Raw genomic sequence first — 18,657 nt, forward strand, 5'->3', positions numbered from 1 at the left:
CGACGCAAGGCGGAACGGCGGGGGAGGGTGACGAAGCCCTTCCCGCTCGCGCACACTGTCCGCCGCGACCGTGCCTTCACGGTCCCAGCCAATCACGGGGGAGAGGGATGAAGCTGGTTTTTCCTAACGGCGAGCACGCCACGGCCTTGCTGGCGACGGGCGTGAACCGCATCGGCAGTGATCCGGAAGGCGCCGTGGTGATCGGCGGGCCGGGCATCCTGCCCCGGCATCTCGAGATCCACATCACCAGCACCGGCGCCAACCTGCAGCTGCCGGAAGGCGCAGGCGCCGTCACCGTGAACGGCAAGCCGGTGAAGGAGCTGATGGCCCTGCGCACCGGCGACCAGGTCGGTTTCGGTGCGGTGGTGGCGAAGTTCGTCGCCACCGAGCCCGCGAAGACCGTGGCCGGAAGCTCGCCGTTGCCGCCTTCGGTGGTCGCGGCGGCACAGGCGATGGCGCTCGATGGGGACAGCGGTGCCACGCGCGTGCGCGCGGCCGCGCCCAAGTTCGTGCTGCGCGGCGTCTCCGGCAACACCTTCGGCAAGATGTACGGCGTCACCGGGCCGATGACCATCGGCCGCTCCGCCGAGTGCGACATCGCGATTCCGGTGGAGGAGATCTCGCGCCGCCACGCGCTGGTGAAGCCGAACGCCTCGGGTCTGCAGGTCGAAGACCTCGGCTCGTCGAACGGCACCTTCATCAACAACAAGCGGGTTCAGGCCGGGCAGCTGAACCCGGGCGACGAACTGCGCCTCGACCAGGTGCGGCTGATCCTCGTGGCGCCGGGCATGGAGATCCAGCAGATGCAGCAGAAGGCCCCGCCGTCGGCGGAAGCCGCATCGTCCGGCGGCAATGCCGGGCTGATGAAGGCGATCGCCGGGGTGGTGATCGTCGTTTCGCTGGCCGTTATCGCCTGGCTGGTGCTGGGGCGCTGAGCCGCAGCGAGAGGTCGATGGCGCGCACGTGCTTCGTGAGCGCCCCGACCGACACGTAGTCGACGCCGGTCGCGGCAATGGCCGGCAGCCGTTCGAGCGAAACGCTGCCGGAGACCTCCAGCGGGATGCGGCCGGCGGCGCGACGCACGGCTTCGCGCATCATCGCGTCGTCGAAATCATCGATCAGGATGCGGGTGCAGCCGGTGGCCAGCGCCTGGTCCAGTTCGTCCAGCGACTCCACTTCGACGATCAGGGGCAGCGCCGGGTGCAGGGCACGGGCGCGCTCGACGGCCGCCGAGATCGAACCGGCCGCGGCGATGTGGTTCTCCTTCAGCATTACCGCGTCGAACAGCCCGATGCGGTGGTTCACGCCGCCCCCGGCACGCACGGCGTACTTCTGCGCCAGACGCAGGCCGGGCAGGGTCTTGCGGGTGTCGAGCACCCGCGTGCGCGTGCCCGCCAGCGCCGCCGCGTAGGCCGCCGTGGTCGTGGCCGTCGCGGAGAGGGTCTGCAGGAAGTTCAGCGCGCTGCGCTCGGCGCTGACGATGGCGCGCGAGCGGCCCTCGAGGGTGCAGAGCACGGTGCCCGGCTCGACGCGCTGGCCTTCGCCGACGTGCCAGGTGATGCGGATGGAAGGATCGAGGGCGCGGAAGCAGGCCTTGAACCACGGGCCGCCGGCGATGACCGCCGACTCCTTGCAGACGACATGGGCGGTGGCCGGGACGTCCTCGAGCAGCTGGGCCGTGGCGTCGCCGTCGCCGAGGTCTTCGGCGAGGGCGGCCCTCACCGCGGCCTCGATGGCCTCCGGCGGCGGCAGCGCGAGAGTGGCCGCCATCAGCGCGCGGCGAGGCCGTCGATGCCGGCCGTCTGCAGCGCCTCCTCGACCAGCAGCACCGGGATGCCGTCGTCGATGCGGTAGACCTGCTTCCCATCGCGGCTGGCGAGGGCATCGGTGAGGGACCGCGTTTCGGTGCGGCCGTCGCCGCGACGCAGTTCACCGCGGGTGATCGCGGCGTTCAGCGCGTCGCGCTGGGGGGAATCGAGGCGATGCAGCGGCTGGTGGGAGGCCGGGCAGACCAGGAGGTCGAGGAGCTTGCGATCCATGGGCGGCGGGGCGCTGAGGGTTGCGGAAGATGCGTCTAGAATACGGTTTTGCCGGAGAGGCTCGCCATGGCGACGGGTGAAGGTCAGGGGGAAACCGCCGTGAAGGTGGGCATCGTGATGGGCTCGACGTCTGATTGGGACACGATGCAGCACGCCGCCGACCGGCTGACGCGCCTTGGCGTGCCGCACGAGGTGCAGGTGGTGAGTGCGCACCGCACCCCGGATCTCCTGTTCCAGTACGCCGAAACCGCCGCGGCGCGCGGCCTGCGCGCGATCATCGCCGGCGCCGGTGGCGCGGCCCACCTGCCGGGCATGCTCGCGGCCAAGACCGCCGTGCCGGTGCTGGGCGTGCCTGTGCAGAGCAAGGCCTTGAACGGCCTCGATTCCCTGCTGTCGATCGTGCAGATGCCGGCGGGCATTCCCGTCGCCACCTTCGCCATCGGCCAAGCCGGTGCGGCGAACGCCGCGCTGTTCGCCGCGGCGATGCTCGCGCATGACCACGCCGACGTCGCGGCTGCGCTGGAACGCTTCCGCCGCGAGCAGACGGACGCCGTGCTGGCCAAGCCGGACCCGCGCGCATGACCACGGTCGGCATCCTCGGCGGTGGCCAGTTGGCGCGGATGATGGCGCTGGCCGGCGCGCCGCTCGGCCTGCGCTTCCTCGCGATGGACACCAGTGCCGACGCCTGCGCCGGCCAATTCGTGCCCATGGTCGTCGGCGACTGGCGCGACGAGGCGGCGCTGGCGGAATTCGCCTCGCGCGTCGATGTGGCGACCTTCGATTTCGAGAACGTGCCGGCCGAGAGCGCCGAGTGGCTGGCCGCGCGCATCCCGGTGTTCCCGGCGCCGCGGGCGCTGCGCATCGCGCAGGACCGCCTCGCCGAAAAGACCCTGTTCAACGAGCTCGGCATCGGCACGCCGGCTTTCGCCGCGGTCGACACGCGTGCCGGGCTCGACGAGGCCGTGGCGCGCATCGGCCTGCCCTGCATCCTGAAGACGCGCCGGCTGGGCTACGACGGCAAGGGGCAGTTCCGCCTGAAGACGCCGGCGGATCTCGATGCCGCTTGGGTCGCGCTGGGGCCGCAGGCGCCGAAGGTCGGCCTGATCCTCGAAGCCTTCGTGCCCTTCGAGCGCGAAGTCTCGGTGGTGGCCGTGCGCGGCCGCGATGGCGAATTCCGCGCCTGGCCGCTGACCGAGAACTGGCACCGCGACGGCATCCTCTCGGCCTCGATGGCGCCCTGCGCCGACGGCGCCGCGCTCGAGTCGCAGGCCGTGGCCTATGCGCGGAAGGTCGCTGAGGCGCTCGACTACGTGGGCGTGTTCGCGCTGGAACTGTTCGTCCGCGACGGGCAGCTGCTCGCCAACGAGATGGCGCCGCGCGTGCACAACTCCGGTCACTGGACGATCGAAGGCGCCGAGACTTCGCAGTTCGAGAACCACCTGCGCGCCGTGCTCGGCCTGCCGCTGGGCAGCACGGCCGCCGTGGGCCACAGCGTCATGCTGAACTGGATCGGTGCCATGCCTGAGGCCGCGCCGGTGCTGCGCAGCCCGGCCGGGCATTGGCACGACTACGGCAAGAGCTCCCGCGAGGGCCGCAAGGTTGGCCATGCCACGCTGCACGCCGATGATCGCGCGACGCTTCGAGGCGAGTTGGAGACGGCCGTCGATGCGCTGTCGCGGCGCGAGGAATTCAGCGGCGTGATCTCCCGCCTCGGCTAGGCCTCAGGCCCAATCACCGTAAAGCGCCTGTAGGGCGGCCAGCACCGCCAACCCGGCGGTCTCCGTGCGCAGCACGCGCGGCCCGAGCTGCACGCCCTCGAAGCCACCCTTCTTCAGCAGACGGTGGTCGCGCTCGCCGAGGCCGCCTTCCGGGCCGATGACGAGCACGACAGGCTGGGTCGGTTGCAGGTCGAGGGCCTTCAAGGCGCGGCCCTGGTGCGGGTCGAGGATGAGCTTCCGTGCATCGGCGGGCAGGTCGGCCAGCGCCTCGTGCAGCGGGCGCGGCTCGGCCACTGTAGGCACCCGCGCGCGGCCACTCTGCTCGCAGGCCGCGGCGACGACACCCCGCCAATGCGCGATGCGACGTTCGGCGCGATCGGCATCGAGCTTCACTTCCGTGCGCTCGGTCATCACCGGCTGGATGGCCTGCACGCCGAGTTCGGTGGCTTTCTGCAGGATCAGGTCCATCTTGTCGCCGCGGGCCACGCCCTGTAGCAGGGTGATGGCCAGCGGCGATTCGTTGTGGCGCGCCTCTACCGCGCCGACGGTGACCTGGACGGCCCTCTTCTCGCTGCCGGTGATGCGCGCGGCGTAGTCATGTCCGTCGCCGTTGAATAGCGTCACCGCATCGCCCTCCCGGAGCCGGAGCACGCGCAGCAAGTGCAGGCTCTTCTCCTCGGGTAGGCGGAGCACGGCACCGGCTGACAGCGGTGCCTCGACATGGCAGCGGATCACTCGCATCGGACGAAGGCCTCGATGGCGGCGGTGGTGGCGCGGTCGAGCACGGCGATGGCCTCGTCTTCGATGCAGTAGGGCGGCATCCAGTACAACACGTTGCCCAAGGGACGCAGCACCGCCCCGGCCTCGAGGCCGGCGCGATAGGCGGCCAGCGCGCGCTGGCGCGGGTGGTCGCTGTACTCGCGGCGGGTGGCGCGGTCTTCGACCAGTTCGAAGGCGAGGATCATCCCGGTCTGGCGCAGGTCGCCCACCGCCGGATGGTCGGCGAAGCGCGAGGCCGCGTTCGCCAGCTTCGCCGCCGTCGCGCGGTTCGCGTCGATGGCGTTGGTGCTCTCGAACAGGTCCAGCGTCGCATTGGCGGCGGCGCAGGCCACCGGGTTGCCGGCGAAGCTGTGCGAATGCAGGAAGGCGCGGGTGCGGTCCTCGCTCCAGAAGGCCTCGAAGATGCCATCGTGGGTGAGTACCGCGGACAGCGGCAGCGCGCCGCCCGAAAGCCCCTTCGACAGGCAGAGGAAATCCGGGGTGATGCCGGCCTGCTCGCAGGCGAACAGCGTGCCCGTGCGGCCGAAGCCCACCGCGATCTCGTCGGCGATGAGGTGCACGCCGTGGGCGTCGCAGAGCCGGCGCGCCTCGGCGAGGTAGGCCGGGTGGTGCATGCGCATGCCGCCCGCGCATTGCACTAGCGGTTCCAGCACCAGCGCGCTGATCGTCGCCCCGTCGCGTTCGAACAGGGCCGCGAGGCCGCCCGCCGCGCGGCGGGCGCAGGCCTCGGCCGACTCGCCGGGTTCGGCGTGGTAGGCATCGGGCGAGGGCGCGAACACCGGTTCGAGCAGCAGCGGCGCGTAGATGCGCCGGTACAGCGGGATGTCGCTCATGGCCAGCGCGCCCAGCGTTTCGCCGTGGTAGCCGTTCTGCAGCGCGACGAAGCGCGTGCGCTGGCCGTCGCCGCGGTTCTGGTGCGCATGGAAGCTCATCTTCAGCGCGATCTCGATGGCCGCGCTGCCGTTCTCGCCGTAGAACACCCGGGAGAGCGGGGCGTGCGTGGCACTGCGCGGCGCGATCGCCACCAGCCGCTCGGCGAGGCGCAGGCCGGGCTCGTGGGCGAAGCCGGCGTAGATCACGTGCTCGAGCTCGGCGGCCTGTGCCCCAATGGCCTGCGCGATGTGCGGATGCGCGTGGCCGAACAGGTTGGTCCACCAGCTGGAGATGCCGTCGAGGTAGCGGCGTCCGTCGAGGCCCTCCAGCCAGGCGCCGCGGCCGCGGCGGATCGGCAGCAGGGGCAGTTCGCCGCGATGCTCGCGCATCTGCGTGCAGGGGTGCCAGACGACGGCGAGGTCGCGGGTGAGGAAGGCCTCGACATCGCCCTCTGCTAGCATCGGCGCGATGGAAATGTTCTGCGTCATGCCGCGAATGATGGTGAGCCGCCGCCGGTCTGTCCATGCGCGAGGCCGGCCATGAGCCGCCCCCTGCCGACCATCCACGGGCGCGAGGAGGTCGATGTCGGCGCCTACCGGCTGGAACGCGTCGACCTCGAGTTCAGCAACGGTGAGCGCCGCCGCTTCGACCGCCTGAAGAGCAAGGGTCACGGCGCCGTGATGATCGCCGCGCTGCCCGACCCCGAGACCGTGCTGCTGATCCGGGAGTACGGCACCGGCACGCACCGCTACGAACTCGGCCTGCCCAAGGGCAAGATCGACGCCGGCGAGACCGGCCTGGAGGCCGCCGCGCGCGAGATGCGCGAGGAGATCGGCTTCGGCGCCGAGCGGCTGACGCACCTGAAGTCGATCACGCTGGCGCCTACCTACATGAGCCACGAGATCCAGCTGGTGGTCGCGGAAGGGCTGTTCCCCGAAAAGCTCGAGGGCGACGAACCCGAGCCTCTCGAAGTGGTGCCTTGGCGCTTCGACCGCTTGCACGAGCTGATGCTCCGCGAGGAGTTCTCCGAAGGCCGCTCGATCGCCGCGCTGTTCCTTGTGCGCGAGTGGCTGGCCTGCGGCAGGCCGACGCCGTGAGTGCCGCCTCTGGAGCGGAGGCCGCGGTGCGTTACGCCGCCTTGCGCGTTCCGGCCATCGCCCTGGCCGAGGCGGCGGGCCGCGCCATCATGGCCGTCTACGCCCGGGATTTCGCCGTCGAAGCCAAGGACGACCGCTCGCCGCTGACCGAGGCGGATCTCGCCTCGCATCGCCTGCTGGTCGCCGGCCTCGAAGCCCTGACGCCCGACATCCCCGTTCTCTCGGAGGAATCCGCTGCGCTCGAACCGGCCCTGCGCCGCAGCTGGCCGCGGCTGTGGCTGGTCGATCCACTCGACGGCACGCGCGAGTTCGTCAAGAAGAACGGCGAGTTCTGCGTCTGCATCGCGCTTATCGAGCACGGCGTGCCGGTGCTCGGCCTCGTGCATGCGCCGGTGACGGGCGTGACCTGGTCGGCGCTGGCCGGTGAAGGCGCGTGGCGCCGGGAGGCCGGTGCGGACGATGTCGCGCTCGGAGCCAAGGTGCCGTCGCCCGACGCGCAGGCCGGCGTGGGCCTCCGCGTCGCCGCCAGCCGCTCCCATCTCGATCCGCGCACCGCCGCCCTGCTGGATCGCCTGCCCGGGGCGGAGCGCGTGCCCATGGGCTCGGCGCTGAAGTTCGGCCTGCTGGCCGAAGGCCGGCTCGACCTCTATCCGCGCTTCGGCCCCACCTCGGAATGGGACACCGCTGCCGGCCAGTGTCTGGTCGAAGCGGTGGGTGGCGCTGTGCTCGACCTTGAAGGCCGACCGCTGCGCTACAACCAGCGCGACACCCTGTTGAACGGCGACTTCGTCGCCGTGGCGGACGCGCGGCTGCCGTGGAGGAGTTGGCTTGAGTGACCTGACCCACGCGCCGCGCGAGCGCATCGAGACCCTGCTGGCGGTGATGGCGCGACTTCGCGACCCCGAGCGCGGCTGCCCTTGGGACGTGAAGCAGGATTTCGCCAGCATCGCGACCTACACCATCGAGGAAGCCTACGAGGTGGCGGAAGCCATCGATCGCGGCGATCTGGGCGACCTCAAGGACGAACTTGGCGACCTGCTGCTGCAGGTGGTGTTCCATGCGCAGATGGCGAACGAGCAGGGCGCCTTCGGCTTCGCCGACGTCGTCGCGGCCATCAACGACAAGATGATCCGCCGCCACCCGCACGTGTTCGGCGAGGCCTCGGTCGAGGATGCCGATGCGCAGACCGCGGCGTGGGAGAAAATGAAGGCCGCGGAGCGCGCCGCCAAGCGCCGGGACATGGATGCGCCGCCCTCGGCGCTCGACGACGTGCCCAAGGCCCTGCCGGAATGGCAGCGCGCGCTCAAGCTGCAGAAGCGCGGCGCCAATGTCGGCTACGACTGGCCCGATGCCACGCCGGTGATCGCCAAGCTCGAGGAAGAACTCGAGGAAGTGCGCGAAGCGCTGGCGATGCCGGCCTCGCCCGAGCGGCAGGACGCGCTGGAGGACGAGATCGGCGACCTGCTGTTCGTCGCGATGAACCTCGCGCGCAAGGCCAAGGTCGATCCGGGCACGGCCTTGCGCCGCGCGAACGCCAAGTACGAGCGCCGCTTCCGCCAGATGGAAGCGCTGGCGCGTGCGCAGGGCCGCGAGTTCGCCGCGCTTTCGCTGGACGAGCAGAGTGCGCTGTGGAACGAAGCCAAGCGCATCGAGCGCGGCGGGTGAGCGAGCGGGACACGGCGTCGCTGCCGCGCCTCGCGCTGTTCGACTTCGACGGCACGCTGACCACGGTCGAGACTTTCCCGCTGTTCGTGCGTTGCGCGGCGCCCCAATGGCGCGTTCGTCTTGGGGGGCTGGTGCTCGCGCCCATGGTGCTCGCTTACCGTGCGGGTTGGGTGTCCGGCGTCGTGATGCGCGCGGCCATCGTGCGGCTCGCGTTCTCCGGGATGGCACGTCAGCACTTCGACGCGCTCGCCCGTACCTTTGCCGCCGAGCGGTTCCCGGCGCTGATCCGGCCGGAAGTGCTTGCCAGGCTGCGGGCCCGTCGGGCCGCTGGGGATCGCGTCGTCGTCGTTTCCGGAAACTTCGAGGCGCTGCTTCGGGAATGGTGCGAGGCCGAAGGCGTCGAACTTCTGGCCTCCGCGCTCGAATGCCGGGATGGACGCTTGACCGGCCGCTACGACGGACCGCAGTGCGCCGGTGAGGCGAAGGTGGAGCGCATTCGCGCCCTCGTCGGTGATTGGCCGCGAGAACGCGTCGAGGCGCATGGCGACACCGTGGAAGACCTGCCGATGCTGGCCCAGGCGGCGACCGCCACCTACCGCGGCGCACCATGGCCGAACGGCGACGCAGTGCGCTGATTCATGCCGCCTCGACGCGCCACGCTTAGCCTCGACGGCGCGCCGCCTCCCGACCAGACCCGACATGACCACGCCCACGACCGGTTTCGCCAGCTTCCGCGAGTTCTACCCGTTCTACCTCGGCGAGCACAGCAACCGCACGTCGCGGCGGCTGCATGTGATCGGCTCGACGGGGGTGCTTGTGTTGCTCGGCCTCGTGCTGGCGCAGGTGCTGTCGCCGTGGTGGCTTTTCGCCGTGCCGGTCTGCGGCTACGGCTTCGCCTGGGTGGGGCACTTCTTCTTCGAGCACAACCGGCCCGCGACCTTCAAGCACCCGTTCTACTCGCTGATGGGCGACTGGGTGATGTTCAAGGACGTGCTGACGGGGAAGATCCCGTTCTGAGTCGAACGCTCAGGTCTGCAGTCCGTCGAGCAGGCGGTCGAGCACCTCGCGGGCCCGTTGCCAAGCCGCGAGAGGGTCGTCGTGGGTCGCGATCCAAAGCGCAGCGTCGATCATCGCGCCATTGAGCATCCGCGCCAGCGCCTCGGGGTCGGTCCGACGCAGGGCGCCTTCGTCCATCAGCTCGGCCAAGCCATCGATGATCGGCTGCAGTGAGCCCGCGGCATCGATGTCGCGATGGCGCTGCCCGAGCACGGCCGGTGCGTCGCGCAGCATCACCCGCTGGTACTCCGGCTCGAGGGCGAGGTCGAGGTAGGCCTGGCAGCACTCGCGGAAGCCGGCCCAGCCGCCCGGCCCCGCCTCATAGGCCGCATCGAGTCGGGCGTTCGTCTCGACGTCGATCTCCCGGACCACGGCCTCCAGCAGCCCTTCCTTGCCGCCGAAGTGGTGGTAGAGCGCACCGCGCGTCAGGCCGACTTCGGCGCACAGCGCCTCCATCGAGGTCGCCGCGTAACCCTGCGTGGCGAAGCTGCGGCGGGCGGAGTCGAGCAGGGCCCGGGTGGTCCGGGCGATGCGGTCGGCGTTGCGGCTCATTCACATACACCATGCATGTATTTGCATACGATGTGTATGTTAATCGGAGAGCGTCGTCGTGGAGCGAACAAAAACGATCGTCGTGGTGGGCGGCAGCCGGGGCATCGGTGCGGCGGTGGCTGCCCATCTCGAGTGGCAGGGCCATCGCGTGCTGGCCGTCTCGCGTGGACGAGCCGCGGCGGGCGAGTGGGTGGCCGCCGATCTCCTCGAGGACGCGGGCCTCGAGGCCGTCGTGCGCGCCGTCGGCGAGGGGCCGCTTGACGCGCTGCTGTACCTCGGCGGCGCGTGGGAGCACGGAGCGTTCACCGCCGACTACGACTTCATGGCCTCGCCGCGCGAGGAAACGCGCAAGGTCATCGGCATAAACCTCGTCGCGCCGATCCTGCTGGCCCAAGCCCTCGCCCCGGCGCTGTCGCGTGCGCCGGCGCCGCGCGTGGTGCTGCTCGGTGCGTGGTTGGATCCGCCGGGGGCCTATCCTGAGGTCGCTAACGCGGCATCGAAGGCCGGCCTCCACGGTGCCGCGCGGGCGCTGGACGCGTCGTTGGCGCGCTTCGGCATCGGCGTCACCGTCATCGACCCGGCCAACGTCGCGACCGACGAGGTCGAGGCGGACATCGCCGAAGGACGCTTCGGTGCACAGCGCCCGATCCCGTTGGCCGACGTCTGCCGGAGCATCGACTTCGTGTTGTCCCTGTCCGCCGACACGGTGCCGGCTCGCCTCGTGCTCGCGCAGCAGCAGCCGGCGGCTCGCGCATGAGCACGCTGCGCCGCGCTCTCGCCGAGATCGGCCCGCTCGCCGCGCTTGCCGCGCCACTGGTGGCCGGCCTCGTCGCATCAACGGGAGTGACGCTGGTCGACACCGCGATGCTGGGGCCGCTGGGCGCCACGCCGCTGGCGGCGGTCTCGCTCACCACCTCGGTGGCGATCATCTTCTACGCCGGGCTGTACGGCTTCGCCGGTCCGGTGGGCCTGTTCGCCGGCCGCTGCTTCGGCAGCGGCGACATGGGCGGCATCGGCCACATCGCGCGGCACGGTGCGCTGCTGGCCAGCATCGGTGGCCTCGTGGGGGCGTTGCTGATGGCCGCGGGCCTGTTCGCGTTGCCGTACGCGGGGCAGCCGGATGAGGTGCTGGCCGTGATCGGCCCCTACTGGCTCTGCCTCAGTGCGTCGATGCTCGCCTTTACGCACGCCATGGTGGTCAAGAACCTGCTTGATGCGGCGGGCCGGCCTTGGCTCAGCGTGGCGGTGACGGTACTGCCCGCGTTGCTCAACGTGTTCTTCAACTGGCTGCTGATCTACGGCCACTGGGGCTTTCCGCGACTCGGGCTGACGGGCGCCGGCATCGCCAGCCTCGCGGCGCAGGTGATCGGCGCGGCGGTCGGTTGGGTCGTGGTGCGCCACCTGCCATCGCTGCGCGTCTGGTGGGGGCCGCGCCGCTTCGAGCGGGCCGAACTGGCGCGGCAGTGGAATGAAGGCCGGCCCATGACGGTGCAACTGTTCCTCGAAGGTGCGGCCATGGCGGTGGCCGGCGTGCTGATCGGCCTGTTCGGTGCGGTCGCGTTGGCCGGCAACCAGATCGCGCTTTCCGTCGGCAGCACGCTCTACATGCTGCCGCTCGGTGTCGCGGGTGCGGTCACCATCCGCATCGCGCAGGTGATCGGTGCCGGCCAATGGCCACGCGTGGCGGCGATCGGGCAGGCCGGGCTGCTGGTCGTGACCGGCTGGATGGGCGGTTTCGCCCTGCTGTTCCTGTTCGCCGGCGCGTGGATCGGCGGGCTGTTCGTCGACGACCCGGCCGTCATCGCTGCGGCCGCGGCGATCTTTTTCGTCTTCGGCTTCACCCAGCTGATGGACGGGGTGCAGTCGGTGAGCCTCGGGGCCCTGCGCGGCATGCTCGACAACGACTTCCCGACACGCGTCTCGCTGGTGGCTTACTGGCTGATCGCGCTGCCGTTGTCGGCCCTGTTCGGCTTCGGGTTCGGCTGGGGTGCGCCGGGCGTCTGGGCCGGCTTCGGCGTGGGCCTCGCCTTGGCGGCGGTGGCGCTGGTCTGGCGCTTCTTGCGGCTCAGCCGTGCCAAGGTGCCGCCGGCAACGGTCGACGCGACGGGCTGAGGCCGCGCGCCATGTCCCGGCGCAGCGTTCACACCCGTCTCACCCTCACCAGCGCTCAATGGCGATGTGAATTCACAAACCTGAATACGAAATCTTCACATCCCTGAAGGAGCCCGCCATGCGCCGTGATGACCCCGCCGGACTGATCCTCGTCGTCGAGGACAACCGCAACCTCTCCGAGATGATGGGCGAGTACCTCGAAGCCCGTGGCTTCGGCGTCGACTACGCCGGCGATGGCCACGACGGCTTCCGCCTCGCCGTCGACAACAGCTACGACGTCATCGTCCTCGACCTGATGCTGCCGCGGATGGACGGCATCGAGCTGTGCCGCAAGCTGCGCAACGAGGCGAAGAAGAGCACGCCGGTGCTGATGCTGACCGCGCGCGACACCCTGCAGGACAAGGTGATCGGCCTCGATGCCGGCGCCGACGACTACCTCGTCAAGCCTTTCGCCATCCAGGAGCTCGAGGCCCGCCTGCGCGCCCTGATCCGCCGCGATCGTCGCCAGGTGAGCGCCGAGGTGCTGAAGGTGGCCGACCTGATCCTCGACACCGCCTCGCTGCGCGTCACTCGCGGCGGCAAGGAGATCCAGCTCTCGCCGATCGGCCTGCGCCTGCTCACGATCCTGATGCGCGAATCGCCGCGCGTGGTGACCCGCCGCGACATCGAGCGCGAGATCTGGGGCGACGGCCTGCCGGATTCCGACACCCTGCGCAGCCACCTGTACAACCTGCGCAAGGCCATCGACCGTCCGTTCGACAAGCAGCTGCTGCACACCGTGCAGACGGCCGGCTACCGTATCGCCGACCTCGACACCGCACCCGCCGCCTGAGTGGCGGCTGGCACGGATTTTTCATGACCGACACCACCGGCCTCCGCCGAAAAATCTGGATCGCCTTCATCCTGCAGGCCGCCGCGATCAGCTTCGCGGCGGTCCTCGGCGTGTATGGCGCGTCGGCTGTGCTCAAGCACCTGCTGATCCAGCGCGCGCTCACCGAAGAGGCCTCGCACTTCTGGAAGCGCAGCGAGGCGAACCCCGCCGCGGCGGTGCCCGACACCTTCAACATGACCGGGTTCGTCGTCGACGCCGACGGTCCGAAGGCCGATCTCCCCGCGCCGCTGCACGGGCTGCCGCAGGGCTACCACAGCCTGCCGCGTTCGCAGGGCGGCGCGCTGGTGCTGGTCGAACAGCACGACGGCCGCACCCTGTACCTGCTGTTCAAGCAGGAGCAGGTTGACGCGTTGGCCTTCTGGTTCGGCGTGGTGCCGCTGGCGCTGGTGCTGGTGGTCGTCTATGTGATCGCGTGGAGCACCTACCGGGCATCGAAGCGGGCGGTGTCGCCGGTGATCTGGCTGGCTTCGCAGGTGCAGCGCTGGGACCCGAAACACCCGGAAGTCAGCGCGCTGAAGCCCGAGAACCTGCCGGTGGACGTGGAGGGCGAGAGCCTCGTGCTGGCCTCCTCGCTGCACGACTTCGGCATGCGCATCGAGGAACTCGTGCACCGCGAGCGCAACTTCACCCGCGACGCCTCGCACGAACTGCGCACGCCGCTGGCGGTGATCCGCATGGCCAGCGAGATGATGCAGACCGATCCGATCTGCTCGCCGAGGCAGCAAAAGGCGCTGAACCGCATCCAGGGCGCCGTGCGCGACATGGAGACGCTGATCGAGGCTTTCCTGATCCTCGCTCGCGACGGCGACACCGGCCTGCCGCCGGAGCCGCTGCTGGCTTCGGAGATCGTCGAGGACGAGCTGGAGAAGGCGCGGCCGCTCGTGGCGAACAAGCCGGTGACGCTGGAGCTCGACCTCGAAGCCGACTTCAAGCTGGTGGCACCGCGCCGCGTGGTGAGCGTGCTGATCAGCAACCTCGTGCGCAACGCCTGCTACTACACCGACAGCGGCCACGTGCGCATCCGCGTGCGCTTCGGCGAGATCCGCATCGAGGACACCGGCATCGGCATGTCGCCGGAGCAGCTCGAGCGCGTGTTCGAACCGTTCTGGCGCGCAGACACCGCGCGCGTGGGCGGCCAGGGCATCGGCCTGTCGATCGTGCAGCGCCTGTCGAGCCGCTTCGGCTGGCCGGTGCATCTCGCCAGCGAATCCGCCAAGGGCACCATCGCCACGGTGAGCTTCCCGCAGGCCGAGCCGCCGAAGCTCGATTGATCGGCGCAGACGACCTACAGTCGGCACTCCGAAGCTCGCCGGAGTGCCCGATGCGCCCTTGGTCCGCCCTGTTCCTGTCGATGGCCGTCGCCGCCGGCTCGGTCGTTGCCGCTCCCCCGGCGCCCACGGCGCTGGTGATCCACGGCGGTGCCGGTGTTATCACCCGCGACCAGTTGTCCGAAGCGGATGAAGCCGCGCTGCGCGCCGACCTCGATGCGGCCCTGGACGCCGGCGACGCGGTGCTGAAGCGCGGCGGCACGGCACTCGATGCTGTGACTGCGGCGGTGCAGGTGCTGGAGGACTCGCCCTGGTTCAACGCTGGCAAGGGCGCCGTGTTCACCGCCGACGGCACACACGAACTCGATGCCGCGATCATGGAAGGCCACACCCGTCGTGCCGGTGCCGTGGCCGGCGTGCGCACGGTGCGCCACCCGGTGCTGCTCGCGCGCGCGGTGATGGAGCATTCGCCGCACGTTTTCCTCGCCGCCGACGGCGCCGAGGCCTTCGCCGACACGCGGCCGGAGCTCGAGCGCGTGGCGAACCGTTGGTTCGACACCGAGCGCCGCCGCCAGCAGCTCGAGGCCGCGAAGGAACGTGAGCAGCGCCAGGCCGCCGGCGAGGTCATCCCGCTGCCGCCCGGCGCCTACTTCGGCACGGTCGGCGCGGTGGCCCTCGATGCGAACGGCCACATCGCCGTCGCGACCTCGACCGGCGGTATGACCAACAAGCGCTGGGGCCGCATCGGCGACGCGCCGGTGATCGGCGCGGGCACCTATGCCAACGACCAGTGCGGCATCAGCGCCACCGGTTGGGGCGAGTTCTACCTGCGCACCGTGGCCGCCCACGACATCTGCGCGCGGGTGGCCCTGCGCGGCGACCCCATCGAAGCCGCGGCCGAGGACGTGATCAACCGCGTCATCCCGGCCTTGGGCGGCGACGGCGGCGCCATCGGCCTCGACGCCCGCGGCACCATCGTCATGCCCTTCAACACCAGCGGCATGTATCGCGGCTGGGTGAAGCCCGATGGCACGCGTGGCACCGCTGTTTTCCGCGAACCGTGATCCAAGGCACGCGCCGGGGCCCAACCGGCGCTACGCTTGCCCTACCGCCGACCGGAGGACCGCCATGTTCGACGAGGAAAGCACCCGCATCCGCAAGCAGCAGAAGTTCCTGCAGGACGTGGAGCACGCGATCAGCGATGCCAACCGCGAGATCATCCAGGCCCACATCCCGCACCTGGACAAGGCCAGCTTCGTCGCCTTCGCCACGCGCGTCGCCGAACTGCGCGCCGAGTACCTGAAGGCGGCGCTCGCCGCGGCGCAGGGCAACGACGCGGTCGAGTACACCGCGCTGCGCGCTCGGCGTGAGGCGTTCGAGGAAGCGAAGGCGGCGTTCGGCGCACTGGAGCGCGCGATCGAGCGCGGCTACGTGGATATCGCTGGGGCGGGTTGAGCTCTGGCGTTTCCCGCGCGTCGACAGCGGTCGGCGCAACGGGCGTCGCTTGCAAGCAGGCGCCGCCAGAACGCTGGCCCGCCCCATCACCTTCCCGATGTAGAACCCGGCGGCCCGCTCGAAGGGTGCGTCCCTGCACCTCGAGCGGCGGCTCTTCCATGAGCCGCCCCTCGGGCTGTCGCCTGGTTTGCGCGCTGGGGCTCCTGATTCGCCTTCTGTCGGCGCCTGCCTGCAACCGCCGACTGCTCGTCGCGACGGGTTGCCGAGGGCGTCATCGACAAGGGCCCGGAACGAGGCGAATCAGGAGCCCCGGCGCGCGCTTTAGGCGCAAGCTCCGAAGGGGTTGCTCAGGATGAGCGATCGGCCCAAGGGGCAGGACGCCCCCTTTGGGCCGACCGCCGGAACGTTTGCGAAAGACGGGGTGGGGCGGGCAAGCCTTGTGCCGGGCCCTCGTCGATAGTCGCTCTGGCGACGCGTGGCCCAACGACGTGCGCGGCAGGCGCGCACGGGCGCCCCTACCGCGTCGTGATCGACACGCTCGGCCGCGGATCCACCGGCCCCAGCAGCCGGTGCCGCGACCAGAACACCATCGCCGCCTCGAACACCGCCTCGGGCGCCTCCAGCTGCGGGTAGTGGCCGATGCCGGGCAGCTCGTGCAGGTCGTCGCCACCCAGCAGTTCGCGCCAGCGCGCGGCGGCATGCGCGCCGGAGACGGGATCGGCGCTGCCGTTGATCAGCGCCATGGGCATCGCGACGCGTTCCATCGCGCCGACCCAGCGGGCGCGCTGCTTCTTCCGTTCCGACATGTAGCGCAGCAGGCGAGGCAGCGCGAGGTGGCCGTCGTCGTGGCGCAGCAGGGTCCACAGCCCGTCGACGACGCGCGGGTCGGGCGGCGTCTGCTTCCCGAAGATCGCCTTCAGGTTGTCGGCGAAGCGCGCCTTGCTGCTGGCGCGGGCGATGAGCGGGCCGAGGCCGGGCAGGGCGAGAAGGCGCTGCATGGCGCGCGGGCGGTGCATCTCGGGGAACAGCCCGCCGTTGAGGAATACCACCGAGCGCATCGACGGCCGCGGCTTGCGTTTGTCGAGCTGCCGCGCGAGAAGCTCCTGCGCGACGGTGTCGCCGTAGTCATGCGCCAGGACGTGGTAGTCCCACGCGCCGTCGCGGCGCAGCAGCCATTCGCAGAGCTCGGCCTGCTCGGCGATGGTGTAGCGGTGGCCCTTGGGCTTGGCGGAATCGCCGAAGCCCAGCAGATCCACGGCCAGCAGCGAGAAATGCTGCGACAGCGGTTCCCACAGCGGCGCCCAGTCCCAGCTCGCCGAGGGAAAGCCGTGGATCAGCAGCAGCACCGGCAGACGCGGTTCGACCTGCCGGCGCACGAACAGGCGGCCGAGTGGCGTCGAGACGCGCTCGCCGCCCTCGCGCCAGTCGCGAAGTTCGAAGAAGGCCGGCGCGGGTCGCGCGTTCGTCACGGTGTCCGGCACGCGCGGCTCAGTCCACCGCCACCGAGGCGGCGTGTTCGCGCGTGGCCTCGAAGCGCACGTCCTTCGCGCGCTCCTGCGCCAACTGCAGGTTCACGCGCGAGGGCGCGAGGTAGACGAGATGGCCGGCGGCATCGATGCCGAGGTTCATGGCGTTCTTCTCGCGGAAGGCCTCGAGCGTCTTGTCGTCCGGCGCATACACCCAGCGCGCCGTCTGCACCTGCACCGGCTCGAAGCTGGCATCCACGCCGTACTCGTCCTTCAGCCGGTAGGCCACCACGTCGAACTGCAGCATGCCCACCGCGCCGAGGATCAGGTCGTTGCTCATCAGCGGGCGGAAGAACTGCGTCGCGCCTTCTTCCGACAGCTGGGCGAGGCCCTTCTGCAGCTGCTTGAGCTTCAGCGGGTCGCGCAGTCGTGCGCGGCGGAACAGTTCGGGCGCGAAGTTCGGGATGCCGGTGAAGTTGATCGGCTCGCCTTCGCTGAAGCTGTCGCCGATCGAGATGGTGCCGTGGTTGTGGATGCCGATGACGTCGCCCGGCCAGGCCTCGGCGGCGATCTCGCGGTCCGAGGCCATGAAGGTCAGCGCGTTGGCGAGCTTGAGCTCCTTGCCGGTGCGCGGGTGGAACACCTTCATGCCGGCGGTGAAGTGGCCGGAGCAGATGCGCATGAAGGCCACGCGGTCGCGGTGCTGCGGGTCCATGTTGGCCTGGATCTTGAAGACGAAGCCGGTGAGCTTCTCTTCCTCCGGCGCGATGGCGCGGGTGGTGGTGGCGCGCGTCTTCGGCGAGGGCGCGTGCTCGACGAAGAAATCGAGCAGCAGCTGCACGCCGAAGTTGTTCACGGCCGAGCCGAAGAACACTGGCGTCTGCTTGCCCTGCTGGTACTTCTCGGCATCGAACGGGTTCGAGGCGCCCTGCACGAGCTCGAGCTCGTCGCGCAGCTCGGCCAGCGCCTGCGCGCCGAGGCGGCGCTCCAGCTCCGGGTCGTCGAGCTTGAGGATGGTCGAATCCTGACGGGTGAAGTTCTTGCCCGGCTCGAACAGATGCACTTCGTTGTCGACGAGGTGCACCACGCCCTTCAGGCGCTGGCCCATGCCGATCGGCCAGGTGATCGGCGCGCACTGGATGCCCAGTACCGTCTCCACCTCGTCGAGCAGCTCGATGGGCTCCTTGCCCTCGCGGTCCAGCTTGTTGATGAACGTCATGATCGGCGTGTCGCGCATGCGGCACACCTCCATCAGCTTGATCGTTCGCTCTTCGACGCCCTTGGCGCAGTCGATGACCATCAGCGCGGAGTCGACCGCGGTGAGCACGCGGTAGGTGTCCTCGCCGAAGTCGGCGTGGCCCGGCGTGTCGAGCAGGTTGACGATCTTGCCTTCGTACGGGAACTGCATCACCGACGAGGTGACCGAGATGCCGCGCTCTTTCTCGAGCGCCATCCAGTCGGAGGTGGCGTGGCGCGCGGCCTTGCGGCCCTTCACCGAGCCGGCCATCTGGATCGCACCGCCGAACAGCAGCAGTTTTTCCGTCAGCGTGGTCTTGCCGGCGTCGGGGTGGGAAATGATGGCGAAGGTGCGGCGACGCCGGGTTTCGGTGCTCTGCTGGGACATGCGGGCCGCGCCGGGCTTTCAGCCGGCGGCTCGGGAGAACGGGAAGGGCCGCGATTATAC

The 18,657-nt window shown here is 70.2% G+C and carries 21 protein-coding genes; 14 read left to right on the forward strand and 7 right to left on the reverse strand.

The window, feature by feature from the left end:
• Positions 1-107 precede the first annotated feature (107 nt).
• The gene (locus tag ACIQ6S_RS02780) at positions 108-935 is read left to right on the forward strand and encodes an FHA domain-containing protein (protein ID WP_397607014.1); all 828 of its coding nucleotides are present in this window, start codon (positions 108-110) and stop codon (positions 933-935) included.
• Here ACIQ6S_RS02780 and nadC read toward each other — a convergent pair.
• Together nadC and ACIQ6S_RS02790 are read right to left on the reverse strand one after the other, a co-directional pair.
• Positions 907-1,770 carry a carboxylating nicotinate-nucleotide diphosphorylase gene (gene nadC, locus ACIQ6S_RS02785; protein ID WP_397607015.1) on the reverse strand — a complete coding sequence of 288 codons (864 nt, stop codon included), beginning with the start codon at positions 1,768-1,770 and terminating at the stop codon, positions 907-909. The genes ACIQ6S_RS02780 and nadC overlap by 29 nt on opposite strands.
• Positions 1,770-2,039, reverse strand: coding sequence for a Trm112 family protein (locus ACIQ6S_RS02790; RefSeq protein WP_397607016.1), 270 nt, complete (start codon positions 2,037-2,039; stop codon positions 1,770-1,772). The genes nadC and ACIQ6S_RS02790 overlap by 1 nt, the downstream gene beginning before the upstream one ends.
• Positions 2,040-2,105: 66 nt before the next feature.
• Between ACIQ6S_RS02790 and purE the strand changes: the two genes are divergently transcribed.
• Positions 2,106-2,621, forward strand: a complete 516-nt coding sequence (gene purE, locus ACIQ6S_RS02795; RefSeq protein ID WP_297877118.1) for a 5-(carboxyamino)imidazole ribonucleotide mutase — start codon at positions 2,106-2,108, stop codon at positions 2,619-2,621.
• Complete coding sequence (locus ACIQ6S_RS02800; protein WP_397607017.1) at positions 2,618-3,757, forward strand: 5-(carboxyamino)imidazole ribonucleotide synthase; 1,140 nt, start codon at positions 2,618-2,620, stop codon at positions 3,755-3,757. Before purE ends, ACIQ6S_RS02800 begins: the two co-directional genes overlap by 4 nt.
• 3 nt (positions 3,758-3,760) lie before the next feature.
• On the opposite strand, the gene ACIQ6S_RS02805 is transcribed toward ACIQ6S_RS02800, so the two are convergent.
• Positions 3,761-4,498, reverse strand: a complete 738-nt coding sequence (locus tag ACIQ6S_RS02805; protein WP_397607018.1) for a 16S rRNA (uracil(1498)-N(3))-methyltransferase — start codon at positions 4,496-4,498, stop codon at positions 3,761-3,763.
• Entirely contained in the window at positions 4,489-5,898 is a 1,410-nt protein-coding gene (locus ACIQ6S_RS02810) for an adenosylmethionine--8-amino-7-oxononanoate transaminase (RefSeq protein ID WP_397607019.1), read from the reverse strand. The genes ACIQ6S_RS02805 and ACIQ6S_RS02810 overlap by 10 nt, the downstream gene beginning before the upstream one ends.
• Before the next feature lie 51 nt (positions 5,899-5,949).
• On the opposite strand from ACIQ6S_RS02810, the gene nudE reads away from it, so the two are divergent.
• The 5 genes from nudE (at position 5,950) to ACIQ6S_RS02835 (ending at position 9,189) form a co-directional block, all read left to right on the forward strand.
• Positions 5,950-6,507 carry an ADP compounds hydrolase NudE gene (gene nudE / locus ACIQ6S_RS02815; protein ID WP_397607020.1) on the forward strand — a complete coding sequence of 186 codons (558 nt, stop codon included), beginning with the start codon at positions 5,950-5,952 and terminating at the stop codon, positions 6,505-6,507.
• The gene (gene cysQ, locus ACIQ6S_RS02820) at positions 6,504-7,343 is read left to right on the forward strand and encodes a 3'(2'),5'-bisphosphate nucleotidase CysQ (protein WP_397607021.1); all 840 of its coding nucleotides are present in this window, start codon (positions 6,504-6,506) and stop codon (positions 7,341-7,343) included. Before nudE ends, cysQ begins: the two co-directional genes overlap by 4 nt.
• A 1-nt stretch (position 7,344) precedes the next feature.
• Entirely contained in the window at positions 7,345-8,172 is an 828-nt protein-coding gene (gene mazG, locus ACIQ6S_RS02825; protein ID WP_397607051.1) for a nucleoside triphosphate pyrophosphohydrolase, read from the forward strand.
• Positions 8,169-8,807, forward strand: coding sequence for an HAD-IB family hydrolase (locus tag ACIQ6S_RS02830; RefSeq protein ID WP_397607022.1), 639 nt, complete (start codon positions 8,169-8,171; stop codon positions 8,805-8,807). The genes mazG and ACIQ6S_RS02830 overlap by 4 nt, the downstream gene beginning before the upstream one ends.
• A gap of 64 nt (positions 8,808-8,871) precedes the next feature.
• Positions 8,872-9,189 carry an Mpo1-like protein gene (locus ACIQ6S_RS02835; protein ID WP_397607023.1) on the forward strand — a complete coding sequence of 106 codons (318 nt, stop codon included), beginning with the start codon at positions 8,872-8,874 and terminating at the stop codon, positions 9,187-9,189.
• A gap of 9 nt (positions 9,190-9,198) precedes the next feature.
• Here ACIQ6S_RS02835 and ACIQ6S_RS02840 read toward each other — a convergent pair whose 3' ends face one another.
• Positions 9,199-9,780: a TetR/AcrR family transcriptional regulator gene (locus ACIQ6S_RS02840; RefSeq protein WP_297867111.1), complete on the reverse strand. Its 582-nt coding sequence runs from the start codon at positions 9,778-9,780 to the stop codon at positions 9,199-9,201.
• A gap of 58 nt (positions 9,781-9,838) precedes the next feature.
• On the opposite strand from ACIQ6S_RS02840, the gene ACIQ6S_RS02845 reads away from it, so the two are divergent.
• The 6 genes from ACIQ6S_RS02845 to ACIQ6S_RS02870 all read left to right on the forward strand — a co-directional run bounded on the left by ACIQ6S_RS02845 (position 9,839) and on the right by ACIQ6S_RS02870 (position 15,507).
• Complete coding sequence (locus ACIQ6S_RS02845; RefSeq protein ID WP_397607024.1) at positions 9,839-10,537, forward strand: SDR family NAD(P)-dependent oxidoreductase; 699 nt, start codon at positions 9,839-9,841, stop codon at positions 10,535-10,537.
• A complete protein-coding gene (locus ACIQ6S_RS02850) occupies positions 10,534-11,892 on the forward strand; it encodes an MATE family efflux transporter (RefSeq protein ID WP_397607025.1) in 1,359 nt (452 codons plus the stop codon). The genes ACIQ6S_RS02845 and ACIQ6S_RS02850 overlap by 4 nt, the downstream gene beginning before the upstream one ends.
• 118 nt (positions 11,893-12,010) lie before the next feature.
• Positions 12,011-12,724, forward strand: coding sequence for a response regulator transcription factor (locus ACIQ6S_RS02855; protein WP_297867114.1), 714 nt, complete (start codon positions 12,011-12,013; stop codon positions 12,722-12,724).
• A gap of 23 nt (positions 12,725-12,747) precedes the next feature.
• Positions 12,748-14,055, forward strand: coding sequence for a sensor histidine kinase (locus ACIQ6S_RS02860; RefSeq protein ID WP_397607026.1), 1,308 nt, complete (start codon positions 12,748-12,750; stop codon positions 14,053-14,055).
• A 50-nt stretch (positions 14,056-14,105) separates the two neighbouring features.
• On the forward strand, positions 14,106-15,116 hold the full coding sequence (locus tag ACIQ6S_RS02865; RefSeq protein WP_397607027.1) for an isoaspartyl peptidase/L-asparaginase family protein: 1,011 nt from the start codon (positions 14,106-14,108) through the stop codon (positions 15,114-15,116).
• 64 nt (positions 15,117-15,180) lie between these two features.
• A complete protein-coding gene (locus ACIQ6S_RS02870) occupies positions 15,181-15,507 on the forward strand; it encodes a hypothetical protein (protein ID WP_397607028.1) in 327 nt (108 codons plus the stop codon).
• A 515-nt stretch (positions 15,508-16,022) separates the two neighbouring features.
• Here the strand turns inward: ACIQ6S_RS02870 and ACIQ6S_RS02875 are convergent.
• Both ACIQ6S_RS02875 and ACIQ6S_RS02880 read right to left on the reverse strand, forming a co-directional pair.
• Positions 16,023-16,988, reverse strand: coding sequence for an alpha/beta fold hydrolase (locus ACIQ6S_RS02875; protein WP_397607029.1), 966 nt, complete (start codon positions 16,986-16,988; stop codon positions 16,023-16,025).
• Between the two features lie 7 nt (positions 16,989-16,995).
• Positions 16,996-18,597 carry a peptide chain release factor 3 gene (locus ACIQ6S_RS02880; protein ID WP_397607030.1) on the reverse strand — a complete coding sequence of 534 codons (1,602 nt, stop codon included), beginning with the start codon at positions 18,595-18,597 and terminating at the stop codon, positions 16,996-16,998.
• Positions 18,598-18,657: the final 60 nt, after the last annotated feature.

The sequence above is a fragment of the Silanimonas sp. genome, assembly GCF_044377035.1.
GTDB lineage: Bacteria > Pseudomonadota > Gammaproteobacteria > Xanthomonadales > Xanthomonadaceae > Silanimonas.